Origin of the sequence: Microbacterium sp. SORGH_AS_0454 (assembly GCF_031453395.1) — a bacterium.
In the GTDB taxonomy this organism is placed as follows: domain Bacteria; phylum Actinomycetota; class Actinomycetes; order Actinomycetales; family Microbacteriaceae; genus Microbacterium.
On record NZ_JAVIYS010000001.1, the window covers coordinates 1,257,781 to 1,278,782 of the forward strand.

19 protein-coding genes are annotated in these 21,002 nt (G+C 65.8%); 4 read left to right on the forward strand and 15 right to left on the reverse strand.

All coding sequences use genetic code 11. From position 1 onward, the window contains the following. Positions 1–7 precede the first annotated feature (7 nt). From QE454_RS05800 to QE454_RS05810, 3 genes are all read right to left on the reverse strand, one after another. Positions 8–811 (reverse strand): formate/nitrite transporter family protein, encoded by an 804-nt coding sequence (locus QE454_RS05800; protein ID WP_307457108.1) that lies wholly within the window; start codon positions 809–811, stop codon positions 8–10. Positions 812–917: 106 nt separating this feature from the next. Next, positions 918–1,559 (reverse strand): pyridoxamine 5'-phosphate oxidase, encoded by a 642-nt coding sequence (gene pdxH / locus QE454_RS05805; RefSeq protein WP_307457105.1) that lies wholly within the window; start codon positions 1,557–1,559, stop codon positions 918–920. An 85-nt stretch (positions 1,560–1,644) separates the two neighbouring features. Further along, on the reverse strand, positions 1,645–1,797 hold the full coding sequence (locus QE454_RS05810; protein WP_307313951.1) for a hypothetical protein: 153 nt from the start codon (positions 1,795–1,797) through the stop codon (positions 1,645–1,647). 163 nt (positions 1,798–1,960) lie between these two features. Here QE454_RS05810 and QE454_RS05815 point away from each other — a divergent pair, with 163 nt between their 5' ends. Together QE454_RS05815 and QE454_RS05820 are read left to right on the forward strand one after the other, a co-directional pair. Beyond that, entirely contained in the window at positions 1,961–3,037 is a 1,077-nt protein-coding gene (locus QE454_RS05815; protein ID WP_307457102.1) for an alkene reductase, read from the forward strand. Between the two features lie 135 nt (positions 3,038–3,172). Further along, positions 3,173–3,643 carry a hypothetical protein gene (locus QE454_RS05820; protein ID WP_307457099.1) on the forward strand — a complete coding sequence of 157 codons (471 nt, stop codon included), beginning with the start codon at positions 3,173–3,175 and terminating at the stop codon, positions 3,641–3,643. 60 nt (positions 3,644–3,703) lie between these two features. Here the strand turns inward: QE454_RS05820 and QE454_RS05825 are convergent, their stop codons facing one another. The 5 genes from QE454_RS05825 to QE454_RS05845 all read right to left on the reverse strand — a co-directional run bounded on the left by QE454_RS05825 (position 3,704) and on the right by QE454_RS05845 (position 6,812). Beyond that, positions 3,704–3,886, reverse strand: coding sequence for a hypothetical protein (locus tag QE454_RS05825; protein WP_307457097.1), 183 nt, complete (start codon positions 3,884–3,886; stop codon positions 3,704–3,706). Positions 3,887–3,994: 108 nt separating this feature from the next. Further along, positions 3,995–4,222: a DUF2283 domain-containing protein gene (locus tag QE454_RS05830; RefSeq protein WP_307457094.1), complete on the reverse strand. Its 228-nt coding sequence runs from the start codon at positions 4,220–4,222 to the stop codon at positions 3,995–3,997. Positions 4,223–4,344: 122 nt separating this feature from the next. Next, a complete protein-coding gene (locus QE454_RS05835) occupies positions 4,345–4,908 on the reverse strand; it encodes a dihydrofolate reductase family protein (RefSeq protein ID WP_307457091.1) in 564 nt (187 codons plus the stop codon). Between the two features lie 64 nt (positions 4,909–4,972). After that, the gene (locus QE454_RS05840; protein ID WP_307457086.1) at positions 4,973–5,554 is read right to left on the reverse strand and encodes a hypothetical protein; all 582 of its coding nucleotides are present in this window, start codon (positions 5,552–5,554) and stop codon (positions 4,973–4,975) included. A 271-nt stretch (positions 5,555–5,825) separates the two neighbouring features. Next, positions 5,826–6,812: a YafY family protein gene (locus tag QE454_RS05845; RefSeq protein ID WP_307457082.1), complete on the reverse strand. Its 987-nt coding sequence runs from the start codon at positions 6,810–6,812 to the stop codon at positions 5,826–5,828. 98 nt (positions 6,813–6,910) lie between these two features. Here QE454_RS05845 and QE454_RS05850 point away from each other — a divergent pair, with 98 nt between their 5' ends. Next, the gene (locus QE454_RS05850; protein WP_307457078.1) at positions 6,911–7,366 is read left to right on the forward strand and encodes a VOC family protein; all 456 of its coding nucleotides are present in this window, start codon (positions 6,911–6,913) and stop codon (positions 7,364–7,366) included. 95 nt (positions 7,367–7,461) lie between these two features. On the opposite strand, the gene QE454_RS05855 is transcribed toward QE454_RS05850, so the two are convergent. The 7 genes from QE454_RS05855 to QE454_RS05885 all read right to left on the reverse strand — a co-directional run bounded on the left by QE454_RS05855 (position 7,462) and on the right by QE454_RS05885 (position 19,598). After that, positions 7,462–9,570, reverse strand: a complete 2,109-nt coding sequence (locus QE454_RS05855) for a DUF262 domain-containing protein (protein ID WP_307457074.1) — start codon at positions 9,568–9,570, stop codon at positions 7,462–7,464. A gap of 58 nt (positions 9,571–9,628) precedes the next feature. Then, a complete protein-coding gene (locus QE454_RS05860; RefSeq protein ID WP_307457071.1) occupies positions 9,629–12,832 on the reverse strand; it encodes a type I restriction endonuclease subunit R in 3,204 nt (1,067 codons plus the stop codon). Next, entirely contained in the window at positions 12,829–13,827 is a 999-nt protein-coding gene (locus QE454_RS05865; RefSeq protein WP_307457067.1) for a hypothetical protein, read from the reverse strand. The genes QE454_RS05860 and QE454_RS05865 overlap by 4 nt, the downstream gene beginning before the upstream one ends. A gap of 235 nt (positions 13,828–14,062) precedes the next feature. Beyond that, entirely contained in the window at positions 14,063–14,638 is a 576-nt protein-coding gene (locus QE454_RS05870) for a hypothetical protein (protein WP_307457064.1), read from the reverse strand. A gap of 156 nt (positions 14,639–14,794) precedes the next feature. Further along, the gene (locus tag QE454_RS05875) at positions 14,795–16,012 is read right to left on the reverse strand and encodes a restriction endonuclease subunit S (protein ID WP_307461146.1); all 1,218 of its coding nucleotides are present in this window, start codon (positions 16,010–16,012) and stop codon (positions 14,795–14,797) included. Further along, positions 16,005–17,618, reverse strand: a complete 1,614-nt coding sequence (locus QE454_RS05880) for a class I SAM-dependent DNA methyltransferase (protein WP_307457060.1) — start codon at positions 17,616–17,618, stop codon at positions 16,005–16,007. The genes QE454_RS05875 and QE454_RS05880 overlap by 8 nt, the downstream gene beginning before the upstream one ends. A gap of 99 nt (positions 17,619–17,717) precedes the next feature. Beyond that, entirely contained in the window at positions 17,718–19,598 is a 1,881-nt protein-coding gene (locus QE454_RS05885) for a hypothetical protein (RefSeq protein ID WP_309668551.1), read from the reverse strand. A gap of 170 nt (positions 19,599–19,768) precedes the next feature. Between QE454_RS05885 and QE454_RS05890 the strand changes: the two genes are divergently transcribed. Further along, positions 19,769–20,995: a DUF2130 domain-containing protein gene (locus QE454_RS05890; protein WP_307457056.1), complete on the forward strand. Its 1,227-nt coding sequence runs from the start codon at positions 19,769–19,771 to the stop codon at positions 20,993–20,995. Positions 20,996–21,002: the final 7 nt, after the last annotated feature.

Sequence of the window (21,002 nt, forward strand, 5' to 3'; positions counted from 1 at the left end):
AGAGGGATCAGTTCGACCTGCGCTGCTGGAACAGCTCCTTCGTCCGCAGCAGACGCAGCGCCGTGACCAACAGCATTCCGCCGAGCACGTTGAACAGCAGGGTGTACCCGAACCATCCCAGCCACTGCAGGTAGGTGATGTCGGCGCCGGATTGGATCGCCCCGAAGATGAGCAGCGAGTCCAGGATCGAGTGGAACAGCTGCAGGCCGGCGAGAAGAAACCCTCCGATGACGGTGGCGACGATCTTGGCGGGCTCGGAGTCGGTGCCCTGCTGCATCCGCGTCATGAGCGTGATGGTGCTTCCGCCCAGCACGGCCAGCACGATGCTCTGCAGCCCGAACGGAGCCTCGACGTAGTGGAGCGCGGCTTCGGCGAGGGTGTCGTTCCATTGCGGGAACGCGGTGGTCAGCAGCCACATGAAGACCCACCCGCCGGCCAGGTTCGCCACGAGGGTGCCGCCCCAGAGCCGGGCGAGTTGCCCGACCGTTCCCTCGCGGGCGACCAGCGCGGCGATGGGCATCAGGAAGTTCTCGGTGAACAGCTCGCTGTGCGCGAGGAGCAGGGCGATGAGTCCGATACTGAACGCGACACCCGCCAACAGGTGATCGCCCGTCTGGTGGAGCACCGCGAGATAGGCGGCGACGCCGAGGCCCACCTCGAGTCCGCCGAAGAACCCGGTGATCAGCACGATGCGCCAGGGTCTCTGCAGGCGTTCCGCGCCTTCGGAGACGGTGGCGTCGAACGACTCGGCGAGCTCGTCCTCGACGACCTCGTCGGATTCGCCGACCTCGCGGCGTCTGTCGTCGATCACCGGGGGCTCTGTCGTGTGCTCATGCCTCACTGTCGCTCTCCAGCCGCGGCTACACAACCCGGCTGCACACGGGTCAACGTGCGTGTAGAGGCCGGGCGCGCATGCGTCACGGCTGCCGCCGCTCCCCCACCCACCCGTCCCCGTCCCGCGCGAACACGACCCGGTCATGCAGCCGCGACTGCCGCCCCTGCCAGAACTCGATCTCCCGCGGCTCCACCCGATACCCGCCCCAGTGCGGAGGCCGCGGCACGACCGCGTCGTCTGCGAACCGGGCGGTGACCTCGGCCATCTGCTCTTCGAGAGCGGCTCGGGATGCCACGGACTCCGACTGGTGGCTCGCCCACGCCGACAGCTGCGAGCCGCGCGGCCGCGACGCGAAGTACGCGTCATCCCGCTCGGCGGGCAGGGGCGTCGCCGTCCCGAGAACGATCACCTGGCGTTGCAGCGCGTACCAGGGAAACAGGATCGACACCGCGGGGTTCGCGGCGAGCGCGCGGCCCTTCCGCGACTGCCGGTTGGTGAAGAAGACGAGCGCTCCGTCATCGTCGATGCCGCGCAGCAGAACCGTTCGCGAGGTCGGTGCACCCGTGGCATCCACCGTCGAGACGACCATCGCGTTCGGCTCGGGCTGATCGGCCGCCTCGGCCAGCCACCGTCGGAAGAGATCGAGGGGGGATGCCGCCAGCGCGCCGTCGTCGAGAGCATCGAGGTCGTAGTCGAGCCGGTGGGCGAGGGGGTTCTCGGTCATCGCGGGGTCCTCCGGTGGGTGGTGGAGCCCCATCGTAGGGCGGCGCCCCCGGACGCGCGGGGGCTTGCTCGACCTCGCTCGGGCGTCAGAGCCCCGCGATCCCCGCCGACCGCACGACGAAGTACACGAGGATTGCGACGACGGCCACGACGAGCACGACCGCGCTGAAGAACATCGCGATGCGGAGCCGTCGAGTGGCCGCTGATTCACCGGGCCGGTCCCACGGAGCGCGCGCCATCATCGCTTCTTCGGGGTCGTCGAGTTCATGCCCCGATCCTGTCGAAACCCTCCGTGAAACCTCGAGCCCGCCGCCCGACACGCCGTCCCCCTGCGCATGTGGAATATCCGCTGCGCCCGTCGGGTTACGAGGCACGGCCCTGTTCCCCCTCGAAAGGACACCCATGAGCCTGTTCGCCCCCACCACCGTCGGAGAGATCGGCGTCCGCAACCGCGTGTCGCTCGCCCCGATGACCCGCCTGCGCGCCGGCGCCGACGGAGTTCCCGGTCCGATCGTCGCGAAGTACTACGCGCAGCGCGCCGGCATCGGCCTGCTGGTCACCGAGGGTGTCTTCCCGAGCGCCGAGTCGCGCGCGTACCCGGGTCAGCCGGGCATCGTGACCGACGCTCAGGCCGCGGGCTGGGCCAAGGTCGCTGACGCCGTGCACGCCGAGGGCGGCACCGTCTTCATGCAGCTCATGAACGGCGGACGCGTCACGCACCCCGAGATCACCGGCACCGACCGCATCGTCGCCCCCTCGGCGATCGCGATCGACGGCGAGACCCGCCTGGCCGACGGCACCAAGGTCGCCTACGCCACCCCGCACGCGCTCGAGACCGCCGAGCTCGAAACGGTCCGCGACGAGTTCGTCGCCGCCGCCCGCAAGGCCGTGGATGCCGGCTTCGACGGCGTCGAGCTGCACAGCGCCAACGGCTACCTGCTGCACGAGTTCCTCTCCCCCGCCTCGAACCAGCGCACCGACGGCTACGGCGGATCGCCCGAGGCCCGCGCCCGCTTCGTCGTCGAGGTCGCGCAGGCCGTCGTGGCCGAGGTCGGGGCCACGCGTGTCGGCATCCGCATCTCGCCCGCGCACAACATCCAGGACGTGTGGGAGAAGGATGACGCCGAGACCCGCGCCACGTACGAGGCGCTCGTGGCGGGCCTCGCTCCCCTGGGCCTCGCCTACCTGAGCGTGCTGCACGCCGACCCTGCCGGCGAGCTGATCCAGGATCTGCGGCGCGCGTTCGGTGGCACCTTCATCATCAACAGCGGCTTCTCGCGCGTGACCACGCGTGATGAGGCCGTCTCGGTCGTTGAGGACGACATCGCCGACCTCGTCGCCGTGGGCCGCCCCGCGATCGCGAACCCCGACCTCGTCACCCGGTGGGAGCAGGGCGCCGACGAGAACGAGGTCGACCAGGCCTCCGTCTACGGCGGCGGCGAGCGCGGGTACACGGATTACCCGTTCCTGCAGGCCTGATTTCCGGATGCCAACGGGGCGACGTCGCGAAAGTGACGCCGCCCCGTTCGCATGTCCACCGCGAACGCCTCTCCGTTAGCCTGACCGCATGGGGATCCGCGGCCGACGCGCTCAATCCGGTGGTCTGGTGCGAGCGTGATGCGTCTGCTTGGCCCGCGCTCCTACGTCGTCTCGCTCGAAGTGCCCTTCGGCTTCGGGGACGATGTCGAGCTCGACCACGACCCGGCTTCTCTCCGGCACGGCCTCAAGCCGTTCCGCCGCATCGACCTGACGCTCTACGAGCTGCCCATCCCCGACTTCACCACGACGTACGGCATCTACTTCGCAACGCCCCCGCTCGCCGACCAGCTGCGTCCACTGCGCGGTCTCCGCGAGCGCGAATTCAGCCTGTCGTTCGACCCGCAGATGCAGGAGCTCGGGGCGTTCGAGGGCAAGCAGCTCCCCGACCTCGTCTGCTTTGACGTGACGGGCACCTTCGGCGTCGACGACTTCTCACACATCGAAGGCGAAGCGGACCTTCTCGTGTCTCAAAGGGCGGCCGCGGTGCTGCGCCGCTTCGATCTGGGACAGCTGGGCACCATTCGCCGCTTCCGGCCCGCGCGCTGATTCAGACGCTCGCCCCGCCGTGTCCCTCGGCTGCCCCCCGGTCGCGCATTCTCCCGCTGCTCAGCGCGAGAGGTCGTCGGTGATGCGGTACGGCACGGGGTAGCCGCCGGTCCAGATCCGTTCCCCCTCGTACCGCGTCTCAGCGAGGGTCTGCGCGTACCTCGTCGCCTCGTCTTGGTCCAAGAAGACACCGAGGATCTCCACCTCGTCGTCGCCCCTGTAGACGATCCACACTCGCTTCACGGAACGACGATAGCCACAGACCGCAGGGCGATGCAGCCGACGCGTGCGAGAGCGGTACCCCGCTGACGAGATACCGCTCTCGCACCGTCACCTGACTGGGTGCTGCAGCTAGGCGGGGTCCTTCGCGGTTCTGATCACGTTCTCCGGGAGGACAAGGCGGGCGTTGAGTACTTCGAGGCCGATCAGGCGGTTGTCATCGTCGAAGTCAAGGATGATCTCGCCGACGCCTCCCGGCGTCGCGATGGAATGCAGCTGTTGAGTTGCCGCTCCCTCAGCGATGTCGTCGGCGATCGTGATGTACGCGGCGTCCGCTTCGGCGTCGTAGGTGACTTGCATCTCAGCCCTTCGTCACGGTGATGATGTTGCCGGTCCGGAGCGGGACGTCATCGTGTTCCTGCGCCCCATAACGGTCAGTGAAGCTCACCCATCGCATGCGAACCCTCTCCTCTCCTCGATGCTCAATCTTGCTCCGCCAGCCGGAACCTTTGCACGACGGCGCCCGACCGGAACTCTCGCCGCTCGACCAGCTCGAGCCTCAGGTCGACGCCATCGAGCAGCCGAGGCCCCCGCCCCGCAATCACCGGATGAACGACGAACGTGTACTCATCGATGAGCCCGTGCGCCGCGAGCGTCGCCGGCAGCCTCACGCCACCAACCGAGATCCCTCGCCCGGGTTCATCCTTGAGCCGCCGAACAGCCTCAACGACATCGCCCCGCATCGGTTGGGCGTTCCAGCCGACGCTGTCGAGAGTCCCGGATGCCACGACCTTCCGCATCGGATCCATCACCTCCGAGAACGCGACCTCACTGGCATCCATCCAGTCCGGCCACTCCCCCGATTCCAGTCGGCGCCACGCGCCCTCCATGAGCTCGTAGGTGACGCGACCGTAGAGGAGGGTGTCGGAGCGGCGCAGTTCGTCCGTCCAGAACGCCATGGACTCAGCGTCCGGCGGCAGGCCCGCTTCGTGGTGAACGCAGCCGTCGAGAGTGACGTTTATGGCGTAGCGGAGGGGCTGGGTCATGCTGTCCGCCGATCCCCTTCTTCTCCGCCAGGAGGCGTCGATGCGTTCGACATGCTCGTGACCTTCACCATTCCGGCAATGCTCGTTGCCACTCGTGGTCTTCCCGTAGTCCTACCCTCGGCAAGAGTGCATAATTCCGGTAGATCGGGGGCAACAGGACCGGCGCGTCCGCCTGGTCGAGCTCGAGCAGGTCCCAACGATCTTCGTACCTAATGAACGTGTCCACGCCGACCCTCGATCGGTCGACCGGCGCGTTGCGCTTTCCGATGGCCGCGCCCGGATCGGTCAACCAATTCATGTGCGCAATCCAAGCTGCTGCAGCTACGTGTATACGTGGAACCACGAAGCTGCGCAGCCTAACGGAATGGTCCAAAGGGACGGCTACCAGGACGAAGTACTCTCGTCCGTGGGCACTGGGGGCCTGTGACTTGTTGCCCAGCGGCCAGCTGACGCGCTCCGCCTTCTCGCCGCGCGCGGTCTTGACCTGTATTTCGACCAGTCGGCGACCCGCGCCTTCAGCCATGACGGCCAAGATGTCGGTTCGCTCGAGTCCATCCCGAGTCAATGCGGGAGCCCAACCGCGGCGGGCCAGTTCGGCTGCCGCGTAATGCTCGCCGATGGTCTTTGTCTGCTTCGTGTCGGCCATAGCTGAGGCTAACGGCAGGGCCTGGCGAGGCTCACTACTGAATTCGAGACGTTTCGGTTCGTATTGCCGACACCGGATTTGCCGCCAGCTCGGGCCCGAGCACCCAGAGCAGTGCTGCGCATCTGCCCGCGCAAGGTGCCCGCCGACAAGTCGGTGTAGCCATGCGCACCGTGCGGAAGTCGGGATCACGTTATCGGTTGATGCGCTTGTCGCTATGCCGACCGGTGACTCGCCGCGGCACACTCGGCAGCGGAGGGGCTGGTCCACGCCGCTAGCTCCCTCGCCGGGGCTCCCCCGCGGAAGAGCCCGCCGCGGCGAAGCGCGCCGCCTGCACCTCGAACGCCTCCGCTAACTCCGGCGGCTCGACGACCTCCATCGCCACCTCGAACCTCCCGAACGACGCGGCGAGCGCGCCCCACGACCACGACCCCACCTCGAGGGTGCAGCGCTCGTCGTCGACAGCGGTGACCGTGCCGTCGCCCGCGAACGGCAGCACGTCGCGCACCTGCGCATGCAACAGCACCGTCCCGCGACAGGGCCACTCATTCGTATCCGACCCCTTGAACCGCGCGGACACGAACGAGTCCACGTCCCCGTCCGGCACGACCCGCGGTACGAACGGTGCCCCACGCGGCACCCGGGGTCGCACGCGATCCGCCGAGAAGAGCCGCCAGTCCTCCCGCTCGAGATCCCACCCGAGCAGGTACCACCGGCCATCCGAGGTCACGAGGTGGTGCGGCTCGATCCGCCGAGGCTGAGCCTCTCCCTCGCCCCTCGGCATGTAGTCGAAGCGCAGGGTGACCCGGTCGCGCACCGCCTGCGCCAGCGTCAGCAGCACGTCGAGCGGAACAGCAGCAACCGGTGCTTCCCCCGGGCGGCCCACCGTCGTCACCTCGACCGCTTCCAGCCGGTGCCGCAGCCGCGACGGAAGCACCTGCCGCATCGTCGCGAGAGCGCGCACCGCCGCCTCGCCGATGTCCGCACCCAACGCGGGAGCCGCGCGCAGAGCGAGCGCGACCGCGAGCGCCTGATCGTCGTCGAACAGCAGCGGTGGCATCTCCGCGCCCGCGTCGAGGCGGTATCCCCCGTCGGGGCCCATCGTCGTCTCGATCCGGTAGCCCATCTCACGCAGACGATCGATGTCGCGCCGCACCGTGCGATCGCTGACGTCCAGCCGCGAGGCCAACACCGACCCCGGCCAGTCCCGCCGCGCCTGAAGGAGCGACAGCAGGGTGAGCAATCGCGACGTCGTGGCCATGTATCCGACGGTAGTCGCGGTCTAGGACAGAAACCGACCTATACGGATGCGAACGTGATCTCACGAGCCGATCCCGGCCTATTCATCGAGGAGCAGACATGTCCGTGCAGACCACCACCCACCTGAACTTCCGCGGCGACGCCCGCGAGGCGCTCGCGTTCTACCAGTCCGTCTTCGGCGGGCACCTCGTCGTCAACACCTACGCCGATTTCGGGATGCCAGCCGAGACCCCAGGATCCGACAAGGTCGTCTTCGGCCTCGTCGCCGCCGAGAACGGCTTCCGCCTGATGGGCTACGACATCCCCGGCCGCACCGAGGCCGGCATCGCCGCCCCCGGCTCCACCCACCGCGAGAACAACACGACGGTCACCGACCAGTCGCTGTTCGTCTCGATCAGCAGCCCCACCCTCGAGGAGCTGCAGGGCTATTGGGACGCTCTGGCGGTGGATGCCACGGTCGTCGAGCCGCTGGCGGCTTCGGCGTGGAGTGCGGGGTTCGGGATGTTGACGGATCGGTTTGGGGTGACGTGGAGTGTGTCGGTTGACGCGGAGTAACCCGGTGGGCAGCCCGTGATCTGGGATGCCAAAGCCTCGCGCGACCAGGTTGCGCGGGGCCCGTTCCGTACACCGCCAGCCAGAACGGCCCGTGGTCAGCTGACATCCACCGGCATCGAGTTCTGGAACTCCGCGCGCACATCTCGGAGGCGACGCCCGTCACGGACGGCCCAGAAGTACCAGCCATTGGTCGCGCTTCGGCGGAGCGCAGATCCCGCTGCGGACGGCGATGTGTAGCGCTTGCCGTCAAGCAGGATCGCGCCGTCCGCAGTGATCGTCGCTTCGCGCCCTTTAAAGTCGCGGTGCGTCGCGACGATGCTCTCGCCTACGGCAAGCATCCCGCCTTCGATCAAGTGCCGGAGCTCGACCCAGTCGCCAGCTTTCGTCTGCGGGTCTACCACCTTTCCGTGATGCCCCTCCGGAACCGGCCAAACCCGCAGGAGGGTCTCGATGAGTTCGCTTGTCCGCTCATCAATGAGCTCTTCGTCCCAGGGCTCGGTCTCGGTTCGCTTGATGACCCGGCCGGTGAGCGTGATGGTGTTGTGATCCTGCAAGGCGGACCGCTTCGTCGGCCAAGCACTGTTCGACACCTTCGAATTGAGGGAGCGAGTCAACAGCGTGAGGTTGCCTAAGCGATGCACGTGAGCCTGACGCTCTTCAGCCTCATCCCGGCCGTCGACAGGCCAGGTTTCCGCCCACGTTCGGGGCAAGAGATGTTCGATCGGATAGCCCATCCGCTCGATCTGCGGCTGACCCGTCGCTCGGCGATACTCGTCTTCCGCCGCCTCGAGGATCATCCGAAGCCGTCCGCGCTGGAACCGCGTGTACGCGGACTCCGTGGCGAGCGTCTGGCGGATCTCCTCATCGCCCGGCCAGTAGGTACTCGTGACGTTGAGTCGCGCGAGCTGGCTCACAACGCGATCAATGAGCTCGGCCTCGGTTGCCTCAGAGTTGGCCGCGATGACATCGGTGACGATGCGCCCAAGATCGCTTCCTGTCAGGCGCAGGAGTTGGCGGCGGACCATCCAGCTCTCTGCGGCGTTGATGATCGCGTCGATCGTCTTCTCCGACAGCGCTCGGCTCGGTTCGTGCAACCAGATGAGCAGGGGCTTCAGCACCTCCACACCTGCCGCCTGCATTCGGTAGACCGCCATCTCCGTGCGGGTCAGGCTTCCACCTGGCCGGCCCGCGGCCTCCGTCCAAGACTCGTACTGCGCGGCCTGCACCTTGATGACTCGCAGTAGTTCGACCATCGACACCACGCTCTCCAGCTCCACGTATGACTTGAAGCGGGTGAAGGTCGACTGCGGGCTGACGTCCTCTCCTATACGTGCGACGAGCCACTGATTCAAGAACAGGGAGCTACGACTCAGCAGGTTGCGGCCGACACTCACCTCCTTTGACCAGAACTTGGTCTCAAAAGGCCAGTCCTCCTCGTAGGCCTTCGCCATGTCGTCGCCCTGCTCCGCCAACAGCTGGAACACGAAGTTGCGCACCAGGTCGGCCGCGGTCAACGGGGTGCCGCGGGCATTGAGGGTCTCGAAAATCTCCTGCGAATTCTCGTATGACTCCAGCTCAATCGACACCAACTGCAGGCCGTCGACCAGTACCGTCACAAGTGCCTTTGCCTTGACGGAGAAACCTTCGGAGTCGGCGGCTCCGAGCCACTGTTCGACAACGCGTGAAAAGTAAGCGTGCGCGAGAACGATCTGCGATTCGTGATGGACGAGGCTGCGGTGGTCGACCGGCGGTTCCGCCGTCATCACCTCATCGAACGCTACTCTGTCCTTGTTCAGGTGACGCACCTTGAGGCGACTGCCGCCCTCTTCCACGAAGATGTCGTCGTTGTGCGTGAGCCGCTCAAGCTGTGCAGCGAGTCGCATGTCGCCAGCGTCCGCGAGGACTGCCGAAGTGGCATCCGCGAGAATCTGCAACGTCGTCAACCGTTGCTGACCGTCAATGACGTTCCACGTCGTCAACCGACCGACCCGGGCCTGATTGCTCTGCAGAACGACCGCTCCGAGGAAGTGAGTGACCGTTGATCGCAGGTCATCGATTCGTCGCTCAGCCACCCTGCGAATATCACTCCACAAAGGAGCCCACTGCTCTTCCTCCCGCCACACGTAGGGTCGCTGGAAGAGGGGGATGAAGAACTGCTGCGGCAGGTTGAACAGCTGCAGCGGTGTTCGCTTGAAGGTCTCCATCAGTGGAATCCCATCTGTCGTGTGTACGGCGATTCAGCGGCGCGCCCAGCTGACCCCGTCAGCTGGGCTGAGGAGCGCTCCGCGATTGGCGATCATCCGCGTACCGCGAGGCCATCGACTCCATCTGGTCCATGACCAACTTGATCGCCTCCGGCTGCTTGTCGGGCGGGTACTTGTACTTCACCAGCAGGCGTTTGATGGACGAGCGCAGCTTGGCCCGGACGTCGTCGCGCACCGTCCAGTCCGTCCGTACGTCTCGACGCATCACGGCGACGAGCTCGCGAGCGATCTGGGCGAGCACATCCTCGCCCTGCACATCGACGGCCGATTCGTTCGTCGACACGGCGTCGTAGAAAGCGAGCTCATCGCTCGACAGCGGCGGCGTGAAGGTCTCACCGCGAGCGGCCTCCGCCGCGACGTCTTTGGCCATCGCGATGAGTTCGGCGATCACCTCGGCGGCGGTCAGCTGCTGGTTTGTGTAGCGGTTCATGATCTCGGCGATGCGCTCCGAGAAAGCGCGCTGGCGGACGAGGTTGCCGCGCGTCGCGGTCGCTCCGGCATCCACGAGAGAAGCGCGAAGGGCCTCGATCGCGAGATGGGGATTCGGGGCCGCCTGCGCCCGAGCCAGGAATTCTGGTCCGAGGTTGTCGAGCGATAGCCGGGGCAACCCCGCGGCATCGTAGATATCAAGCACTTCGCCGGGAGCTATCGCCTCGGCGACCAACCCGCTGAGCAGTCTCGAGATCTCCTCGGGAACCGGCTCGTCGCGTGCCTGTCGGTCCCTTGCGTCGAACTTCGCCATCCACACGCGGACTTCTTCGTAGAAGGCGATCTCCTGGTGGATCTCGGCGAGTCCTTCGTGACCGGATGCCAGCGCCCACGCTCGTGCCAGCTGGCCCGTCGCACTGCGGTACCGAACCGAGAGCCGCTCGTTCTCGAGGTCGGGAGCGTTCAAGGGGTTCGCGGAGTCTCGCAGGTAGTTCGTCGTCGTCGTGGCGGCTGTCCGCCATGCGCGGGGACCACCGCGCGTCACAGTCGCACGCCAGTCGCAGCCCACGAGCATTTCCCGGATCTGCGTCACCAGTTCAGTCGCGATCGTCACGGCTTCCTCGATGCCGCGACCGATGGGCCGGTTCTCCTGGTCCGAGCTCGTGTACTCCGCGAGGGCGTTCGCCAGGTTCTCGGCGAGCGGCGCGTACGCGACCAGGAGGCCATCCTCCTTGCCACGGAACGTCCGGTTCACGCGTGCCAGGGTCTGCATCAGCAGGGCGCCCTTGAGCGGGCGGTCGAGGTAAAGGGTGTGCAGCGGGGGCGCATCGAAACCCGTGAGCATCATGTCCTTGACGATCACGAGCTCGAGTTCGTCGTCGGCATCCTTCAGCCGGGCCTTGATGGCCTTGTTCTCGGACTCACGCCGGACGTGATCGCTCACCGGGGGCTGGTCCATCGCCGAACCCGAGTACACCACCTTGATACGCCCGGAGTCGAGGGCGGAGGAATGCCAGTCCGGGCGGAGCGCGACGATCGCCGAGTAAAGCCGTGCGCAGATCTCGCGCGTGCCGCCGACGATCATTGCCTTCCCCGGCGACTCGATGAACGGCTTCATCCGTTCACGGCGCTCTTCCCAGTGCTGCACGATGTCGGCCGCGAGGGTGTCGATCCGTTCAGGCGCGCCGTACACGGCGTTGACAACGGCGACGGATGCCTCGAGCCGGGCGCGTTCGGTGTCGTCCAGGCCGACCGTGTATTCGTCCGCGGCGCGATCGATGTCGTCCTGGCTGGCGCCTTCGGCGAAAGCGACCTTCACCAATCGGGGCTCAAAGTAGACGGGGACGGTCGCGCCGTCGTCGACGGCGCGGGACAGGTCGTAGATGTCGATGTAGTCGCCGAACACCGCCTGCGTATTGCGCTCGGTGAACGAGATCGGCGTGCCCGTGAAGGCGATGAGCGTCGCGTGCGGGAGGGCGTCGCGCAGGTGGCGCGCGTAGCCGTCGAGGTCGTCGTAGTGACTCCGGTGCGCCTCGTCCACGACCACGATCACGTTGCGGCGTTCCGTCAGGAGCGGGTGCGCGGTACCCGAGAGCTTCTCGGCCTCGGTGAGCCCGAACTTCTGCAGCGTGGTGAAGTAGATGCCGCCGGTGTTGCGGTTGCGCAGTTCGTCGCGCAGCTGGGCGCGCTCGCGCACCTGGACCGGCTTCTCGGGGAGCAGCAGGCTCTGCGCGAACGTCTGGAAGAGCTGTCCGTCGAGCTCGGTGCGGTCGGTCACGACGATCACCGTGGGATTGCGGAGTTTCCGGTGCCGCGACACCTGGTTGGTGTACAGCTCCATCTCCATGGACTTGCCCGAACCTTGCGTGTGCCAGACGACGCCGGCCTTGCCGTTCGTCTCCACCGCCTGCACCGTTCGGCCGACGGCCTTGGTCACGGCGAAGTACTGGTGCGGTTTGGCAATGCGCTTGGCCAGACCGTCGGCGTTCTCGTCGAACGCCGTAAAGTTCCGCACGAGCTGCAGGAACCGCTCCTGGTTGAACAGTCCGTCGAGCGCGTCGTCGATCGGCTCGACCGAGACGCCGTTCTCGACCCGCGGTTGAAGCAGCGGGATTCCGTCATCATCGACGTTCCACGGGGCGAAGTGGTTCAGCGGGGTGAAGGGGGTGCCGTACTTGGCATCCAGTCCGTCGCTGGCGAGCGTGAGCACGCAGAAGCGGAAGGCCATCGGGAACTCGCGCAGGTACGTGCGTAGCTGGTCGTGCGCGTCCGCGACCCCGGCGGATTGAGCGCCCGCGCGCTTCAGCTCGACGATGCTGAGCGGCATGCCGTTGACGTAGAGCACGATGTCGAAACGGCGGTGCGCTTCGCCCTGCCGCGCCGTGACCTGGTTGACGGCGAGCCAGTCGTTCTCCGACGGGTCGGAGCCCAGCAGACGGAGGCGCGGGTTCTGCTCGCGACCGTCCGTGTCGATGTAGCTGAGCGGATACCCGCCCACCAGGTACTGGTGGATGCGGTAGTTCTCCGTCAGCGCGTCCTGCGACTTCGGGGACGCGATCTCGGCAACCGCCTGACGGAGGTACTCGGCCGGGATTCCAGGATTCAGGCGCCGCAGAGCCTCCAGCAGGCGCGGGCGGATGAGGGGGTCGTCCCACGTGTCGCGCTCGCCGCTTCCGGGCGCGATCTCTTCCCCACGCACCGGCCGCCAGCCCAGCGGTTCGGAAAGCCGCTCGATTGCGTCCTGCTCCCAGGCGGATTCGTCAAGCAAGCTCATGTCGTGGACTTCTCCTGGTCAGGCAGCGTGGAACCTTCGATCGGTCCCACGCTCTGATCCACCCGCTTGGAGCGCTTGAACAGCCCGACCACCGCGTTCGCGGTTCCGGTTGCCGCCCCGCCGACGGCCTTCGCGGCCATCCCAGTGGCATCTCCCACGGCGCGCGCCGCCGTCCCCGTGGCGTCTCCGACCGCCTTCGCCGCGTTCTTCGTCGCGGTCACGGCGCGCGCCTCATCCGGGATGCCATCACCGTCGATGTCTACGCTGCGGAAAACCTCGGTTGCATCCACGACTTTGCCCCACACGTTCTCACCGAAGTCCTTGGCGGACTCGGAGGCCGCCCGCATCGCCAGTACCGCCTTGGACGGGTCGGGAACGCCGTCACCGTCAGCGTCCGTGAGCTCGAGCCACTCGGGCCACGATTCCATCGGTTCCGAGAAGCCGGTTCGACATGACTTCACGACACTGCTGCCGAAATAGAAGCTGGTGGCGGCGCCCGCAGCGGCGCCGATCACCGGGATCGCCTTCGAGCTGATCCTCACCGTTCCCATCACGGCGCCCTTGGCGGCTGCCTCTCGCGCCAGCACCATCGTTACCGGGACGAGAGCCGACTCGGGGATCTGCTCGGCGATGAGGTCGCCCCATCTCGACGAGGCGCCGCTCGCAACCGCTGTCGCTGCCGTCCGGCCCGCAGCGACTGTCGCTCCCGCCGGGAGCGCGGAGAGAACGAGGCTGGTCACCTTGTTGCGCTTCTTCTCGCCGAGCAGCGAGCCAAGGACGATGGCCTTCGCACGATCCGGATCGTCCACCGGGATGCCGCGCAGCTCCGCCATGCAGAGGGCGAAGAGCGCGGTCGTTTCATAGAAGAAGATGAGGTCACCGACGCCCAGACCGATCGCGACGGGAACCCCGACACCGGGGATGGACGCCGAAGCGCCGATGGCCGCGCTCGCTGCTGTCGTCGTGGCCACGTACTGGGACTCGATGGTCTTCATGACCTCAGCGGGCGTCGCCTCAGGCTTCTTCCGTCGGATTTCCTTGATGTATGCGGTCGCCGCAGGTCGCTGCACCGCGATCGCTCGAAACACGCGATCTTGAAAATCGCTCGGGAGGGCGCTGCCCACTGTCGGTTGAAGCGCTCCGCTCGCCGCGTTCATGCGTATGTCCGTGCCGACATCGGTCGATTCTTCGCTCATCTCCTAGAGCCCTCCTGCTGATGCTTCGCGCTAGTCATGACGTGAACTCGAACTTCAGCTGGATGGCTGGATCGATCGCGTGCACGATGCGGGTGTAGAACGTCTCCGCCTGCTCCTGGAGAACGGGACGGAAGCCGTCGATGTGCTCGTTCACGACCTGATCCGTGAGGATCTGCTCGAAGACTGCACTCTTGTCGATCTCAGGGGTCGTCCAGCTCAGAGCGCCGTTCTTCTCGCCTGCCACGCTCAGAACAGGATTCGCGTATCCGAGATAGATGAACTTCGGGATCTTCACGAGGTACGAGTCGTTTCCGGTCGACTGGATGTCCACGTCTTTGCCTTCGATGCCGAACTTGGCGTCGTACTCGTACCGCACCAGCAGCGAGCGTTCCGTGCCCGGAAGCGTGAAGAGCTGAAGATCACCGATGGCGAGCTTCAGGCCGTCGGCCTTCTCTTCCTTGACGTCGGTCATCCCTGCGGTGAGGAGAATGACCTGTTCTTCGCCCTTGATGGATCGAATGACCTGTGTGTCGCGGGATTCCTGGGCTCCGAAGAATTTTCCGACGGCGATGCCGCCCACCGCAGCGGCGGCGATGGCGACCAAGATCATGAGGACGAGGAGAATCTTCGCCCACAGGGGCGTCCGGCTTGCGGGCCGGGGCGACCTCGCGGCCCCCGGCGTCGCGTTGGTTGAAGCGGTCATGCGGCGAATCCCCCCAGATTCGTGCAGCGGTGCAATGGTGCGAACATACCGGCTTTCCGTTCCTCAGGCTCCGGCGTCCGCGGCGATCGCCTCGGCGTCGCGCACCCGGAGCTTCCCCGACATGAGCTGGGGGAGGAGCGCGTCGCGAGTCGCGGCGAGGGTGCGGCTTTCCCTTGTTTGAGACGCGACCGTCTCAAACAGACGAATCGCACGGTCGCCGAAATCCTGCAGCCACGCGGGATCAGGCTTTGGGATCCGATATTCGGCTAGGTCAGAAGCTGCCACGCGCTGGCGACCGGACGTCCCGACCATGTGCTGGATTGCGAAGTCTCGGAACCTGGGCGCGGTGGCTAGCAGGAACGACAGCGGCGCCGCCACGCCTGGGCGCGACCTCAGGACGATGAACTCGGTCGACCCAACCGCCACCTGGCCTCTCTCGAGTTGGTCCACGTATCCAGTCTTCCTGTTCTCGAGACAGGGTGTGATTCGCGCGAGCAGCGTATCTCCATTGAGGAACCGGGCTCCGCCTTTCGGGCGGCGCATATCAAAGCCATCGATCGACCAACCGGATTCGGGCAGGCGCTTCATGTCGATGTAGATGGCTGAATCCGCTTGCGGCATAGGCACCGAAGGGTTCAGTTCGAGGTAATCAGCGATACTTGCTGAGCGATCGTCACGGGTCAACCACGTCAGATCGATTTCCGCACGCAGTACCGCTTCTGCCGCACCCGCCGCCCTGGTGTTCGCGGCGATCTTGTCGTCGAGGGCGCCCAGCACTTCAGCGATCCCTCGCTGCTCAGCAAGAGAGGGAATCAACATGGGGACGCGCCCAAGTGTGGTCTGGTTCAGAGAAAGAAGTGTCGAACCGCCAGCATGTTGAAGCAGCCAGCTTCGCGAGCTCGGCGCGCGAAGCTGAAATGAGACAAACCGAGAGTCGACGCCCGACCTGACGCGAACCCTTAGCCCGTCCGAGCCTAGGAACCATCCCGCCTGATCATCGGAGACCCAGGCACTGCGGTCGACCGCGCCCTTCCTGCCGAAGACGATGTCTCCTTTGCGCAGTACGTAATCGCCGAGTCGGCTTGTTACCGTGGCATCAACGCGGGGCGTTTCGGGGCGCACGCGGAACTCCCCGTAGCCGACTTCACCGACCGATATGACCGGTACTCCCTCGCGCCCATACTCCGAAGCACTCAAAGACGTCCCGAAAGGGCCACTCTTGATGCCGCTTTCGCCGTCGACGAGGTCTTGAAGGATGCCGTGAGCAAACGGCTCAGACATCGACACGCCCCAACTGCTCGCGCACGACCTCCGCCAGCCGCGCGGACTCCGCGAACTGCGCCTCGAGCTCCGCGCGCAGCCGGGCGAGCTTCTCCTCGATCGGCTCGCCGTCGTCCTCGAGTTCCGCGGCACCGACGTAGCGGCCGGGGGTCAGGGCGTAGTCGGCGGCCTTGACCTCGGCGAGCGTCGCCGAGTAGCAGAAGCCCGGAACGTTTTCGTACTCGTCGAGAGCGGCATCCGATTCGATTCCGCGCCAGGCGTGGAAGGTGCCGGCGATCCTCGCGATGTCGTCGTCGCTCAGGGCGCGCTCGGCGCGGTCGACCATGTGACCGAGGTTGCGCGCGTCGATGAAGAGCACCTCACCGGCGCGCGCGCCCTTGTCCTTCGCGAAGAACCACACGCACACCGGGATGCCCGTCGAGCGGAAGAGCTGCGTGGGCAGGGCGACCATGCACGACACGAGGTCGGCCTCGACGATCTCGGCGCGGATGCGTCCCTCGCCGCCGGAGTTCGACGACATCGAGCCGTTCGCCATCACGACGCCCGCCTGGCCGCGGGGCGCGAGCTTCGACAGGATGTGCTGGATCCACGCGTAGTTCGCGTTGCCCGCGGGCGGCACGCCGTAGCGCCAGCGCGGGTCGTCTTCGCTGCGTGACCAGTCCTTGATGTTGAAGGGCGGGTTGGCCATGACGAAGTCGGCCTCGAGGTCAGGGTGCAGATCGCGTGCGAAGGTGTCGCCCCAGCGGGACCCCAGCTGACCCGTGAGTCCGTGGATCGCGAGGTTCATCTTCGCCATGCGCCACGTGCGCTCGTTCAGCTCCTGGCCGTAGACCGAGATGTCGCTGCCCTCGCCGTGGTGCGCGTCGATGAACTTTTCGGCCTGCACGAACATGCCGCCCGAACCGCAGCACGGGTCGTACACGCGACCGTGCGTCGGCTGTAGCAGCTCGACGAGCACCCGCACGACGCCGGCCGGCGTGTAGAACTCGCCGCCGCGCTTGCCCTCAGCTGCGGCGAACTTCTCGAGGAAGTACTCGTAGACCTCGCCCAGCAGGTCACGTGCGCGGCGGCCGTCCGAGCCACCTTGGCCCTGGGCGGCGAAACGCGCCGAGTTGAAGAGGTCGACGAGTTCGCCAAGGCGCCGCTGGTCGACGCTGTCGCGGTTGAAGATGCGCGGCAGTGTTCCATTCAGCTGCGGGTTCGCCTGCATCACGGCGTCCATTGCTTCATCGATCAACGCGCCAATCGATTTCTCGGGAGCGTTCATCGACGGCCCGGAGCCCTTAGCCCGCTCGGCGAGGAAGCCCCACCGGGCCTGGGCCGGCACCCAGAACACGCCACGACCGGTGTATTCGTCGGTGTCGTCGATGAGCTCGGCGATCTGCTCTTCGTCGTACGACTCGGCGAGGAGTTCGGCGCGGATGGACGCGCGGCGCTCGTCGAAGGCATCTGACACGTACTTGAGGAACACCAGTCCGAGGATCACGTCCTTGTACTGCGAGGCATCCATCGATCCGCGCAGTTTGTCGGCGGCTTTCCAGAGCGTGTCCTTCAGCTCCTTCATCGTCGACGGCACCTGGGGCGCGGCTTTCGGGGTGCGGGGCATGCGAGTCCAATCTTCTCTGTTCAGGCGTTTCTGTCATTCGACGCGTCAACCAGGGCAACCGCCCCGGACGTTGCGGCGGTGACGAGCAGTGTGGCGTACTCATCGAGGCGAGCAGAGCGACCCCTCGAGATCGGCGCGGGCTTCGGCGATGGCGTTGAGAGCCCGCGCAAGGGGAGCTGCGCTCCGATGGTCAACGCGACGCAGGCTCCATCGCTTCCACGCCCCGGGGCCCGTCATCGCATCGAGTATGTCCGCAGTGACCACCTCGGAGACAAGCCCTCCGGGATCCTTCTTGTTGATGCGCAGGACCCGAGCGGGATATGCGACTACCTTCGATCCATCCCTATCGACCCACGCAGCTGCGGTCGGGCTCGTGCGAAACACGATGTCACCCGGTTGAGTGAGTGACGCCCGGGGATGCTCCGAGGCGAATACGAGCTGATCGATTCGTGCACCGCCAATAGCCGACGGATCATCGAGGTCGGACACGCGCACGACCACCAGGCCATCTGACCCGATCAGCTCGCTCTTCACACGTGTTCCCGAGACCACCCGCAGATGCCGATCGCGGATGAGGTCAGAGACCGGCGCCGGCCGCAGAACATTATGGGGCGACGGGTCGATCTCGACCGGATCGAAGTCAGCCTGGATGGAGCTGCCGATGATGTCTAAGCGCGCGGCGACCTCGGCCCCTGTCGAGGGGCTTTTCTTCGCTTTCCGCGCCGAAGACGACACGAGAGACTCACTTCGTGCCTGCAGAGACGTGGTCGGTACCAATCCAGCAAACCGGAACTGGCGCGCTTGCACATCGCGCGCGGCACCCATCGCGGCCGCGATGTCGGAGACTATGTCGGAGCGGGCCGCGGGAGTGAGGGACATCGCGGACAAATCCGCCGTTGCCGTAAACCTGTCGGGAATCGCGGGAGCGCCCGCTGGGTTACCCATAACCCATAGGGAGAGCGACTCGCGTGAGGCGCTGGGCACCAACCCCTTGCCCAGTCGCACGATGCCTCGGACCCACCCCGACCGCAGAATATCCGCGCGTTCGCGCTCCTCGGGCCGCGGAAGTTCGTCGACGAGCGCGCGCGAGGGCCCGATCACCACCGCTGAGTCCACAGACCGCAGCGACAGGGCGACTTCCTCCGTGGTGTGAAGCATCGAGGAAACGTCGGCACCTCGAGCCACTGGTACACGCGCAACGACCACCGCTGGGTTTGCCGCGTCGGCGCTGAGCAGAAGTCCGTCTACACGAAGGCGACGTCTGAGCCGGCGAGCAGGCGCATCGGGCGGGAGGGAAAGGCTTACGCCGTCGCCGAGCTTCTGGGCAAGCATCGACGAGAGGGACGCATCATCGGGGTCCAGCCTCACAACACTGTCTGTCTGCGCAAGCATCCGAACCATCTCAACGACCAGGGCCGCCACCTCCGGTGCGAGTGCTCCCGCCGATGCGCTCGCGCGGCCCGCTGATGCCGAACGATCAGCGATCAACTGCATCGCCGCCGACGGCGAATAGACGGCATCGGTGAGGTTCAGGACGTAGTCGACCCAGGGTGAACCTCGTCGAGCGTGATCTTCGATCTCACGGCGCAGAAAGGCGTCTGAAGGGTCGACTTCGCGAGCAAATCGCGTGAGGTCCGCGCTCGTACATTTATCGAGATCGCCCGCGAGATGGGACAGCGCAACGAGGGCTTCCAACTCGGCGACGGCCTGCGCGTTTGAGAACAAGAAACCTCGAGGTGCGGCCACGCTAGCAAGATCAGCTTCAGCGTGCGGGTTGTTGCCGTGGTCGGTGCGCGCTAGCCACTCGGCCACGTCGGGCGCTGAGAACTGCGGACGCCCGTCCTCTTCAGAGACAGGTGGCGGAAACGCGTCGGGCCCGTTATTGAACCGCGTTCGCCACATCGATGCCACGGGTCGCCGCACGCCTGCCAGGCGCGAGACGCCTGCCAGATCGATGAGCAGCGACGAACTTTGGGGCATGTCCTCAGGCTATCGCTCGCGTCCTACCCGCATGCGTTACATCTGATAAGGGGTCTTATCGTTTTAAACGGCAAACTTATGCGCAGACTCTTGCATTATCGGATCGGCAGCGGGAGCCGCGGCCAAGACGACGTGGCGGTAGCACGCCACCCGACCCCAAGGAGACCCAAATGACCACCACAGCAAGCAAGCCCGCGACCACAGACATCAAGTGCCCGCACTGCGACACCCTGTTCGCCATCGACGGCGCGCAGTACGCCAGCATCATCGGACAGGTGCGCAACGCAGAGTTCGAGTCCGAACTGCATGCACGCCTCGCTGAAGCCGAAAAGGTCAAGGCGGCCGAGATCGCCCGCGCCGTCTCGGATACAGCCCTGAAGGCGCAGCAGCAAGCCACTGCGAAGGATGCCGAGATCGAGAAGCTTCGCGCCGAAGCAAAATCGGCCGAAACGGTTCGCGATCTGGCCGTCGCCACGGCGGTGTCGGAGGCTCAGCAGAACCTCAATGCCGCGAACATCAAGCTCGCGCTTCAGAGCGCCGAGCAGAAGGCGAAGGACGCGGCCCTTCGCGAATCGCACGCCAAGGAGCTCGCGCTCAAGGACGATCTCATCGAGAGATACAAGGACATGAAGGCCCGTCTTTCGGTCAAGCTGCTCGGCGAGACGCTCGAACAGCACTGCGAGACCGAGTTCAACCGTATGCGGTCGCTCGCCTTCCCCGACGCGCAATTCGGCAAGGACAGCGATGCAGCGAGCGGAACGAAGGGCGATTACGTCTTCCGCGATTTCAGCGACGGGGTTGAGTACGTGTCCATCATGTTCGAGATGAAGAACGAGTCCGACGTCTCGGCAACCAAGAAGAAGAACGCTGACTTCCTGTCGAAGCTCGATAAGGACCGCCGCGAGAAGGGATGCGAGTACGCCGTCCTCGTCTCGATGCTCGAAGAGGACTCAGACCTCTATACGGGCATCACGGACGTCTCCCACCTGTACCCGAAGATGTTCGTCGTCCGCCCGCAGTTCTTCCTGGCGATCATTGCGCTCCTGCGCAATGCCGCGCAGGACACCATCACGGTCAAAGCTGAGCTGGAGCAGGTCAAGAAGCAGAACATCGACATCACCAACTTCGAGTCTGATCTCGAAGAGTTCAAGTCGGCGTTCGGCCGCAACTACGACCTCGCCAAGCGCAAGTTCGATGGAGCGATCAAGGAGATCGACGTTGCGATCGACCGACTTCAGAAGGTGAAAGAGGGTCTGCTCGGGTCCGAGAACAACCTTCGCCTCGCGAACGATAAAGCGACGGCGCTCTCCGTCAAGAAGCTGACCAAGGGCAACCCCACCATGGCAGTCAAGTTCGACGAGGCTCGGAGTCAGGCCGACGACGAGGCTGCCGCCTAAGAAGAAT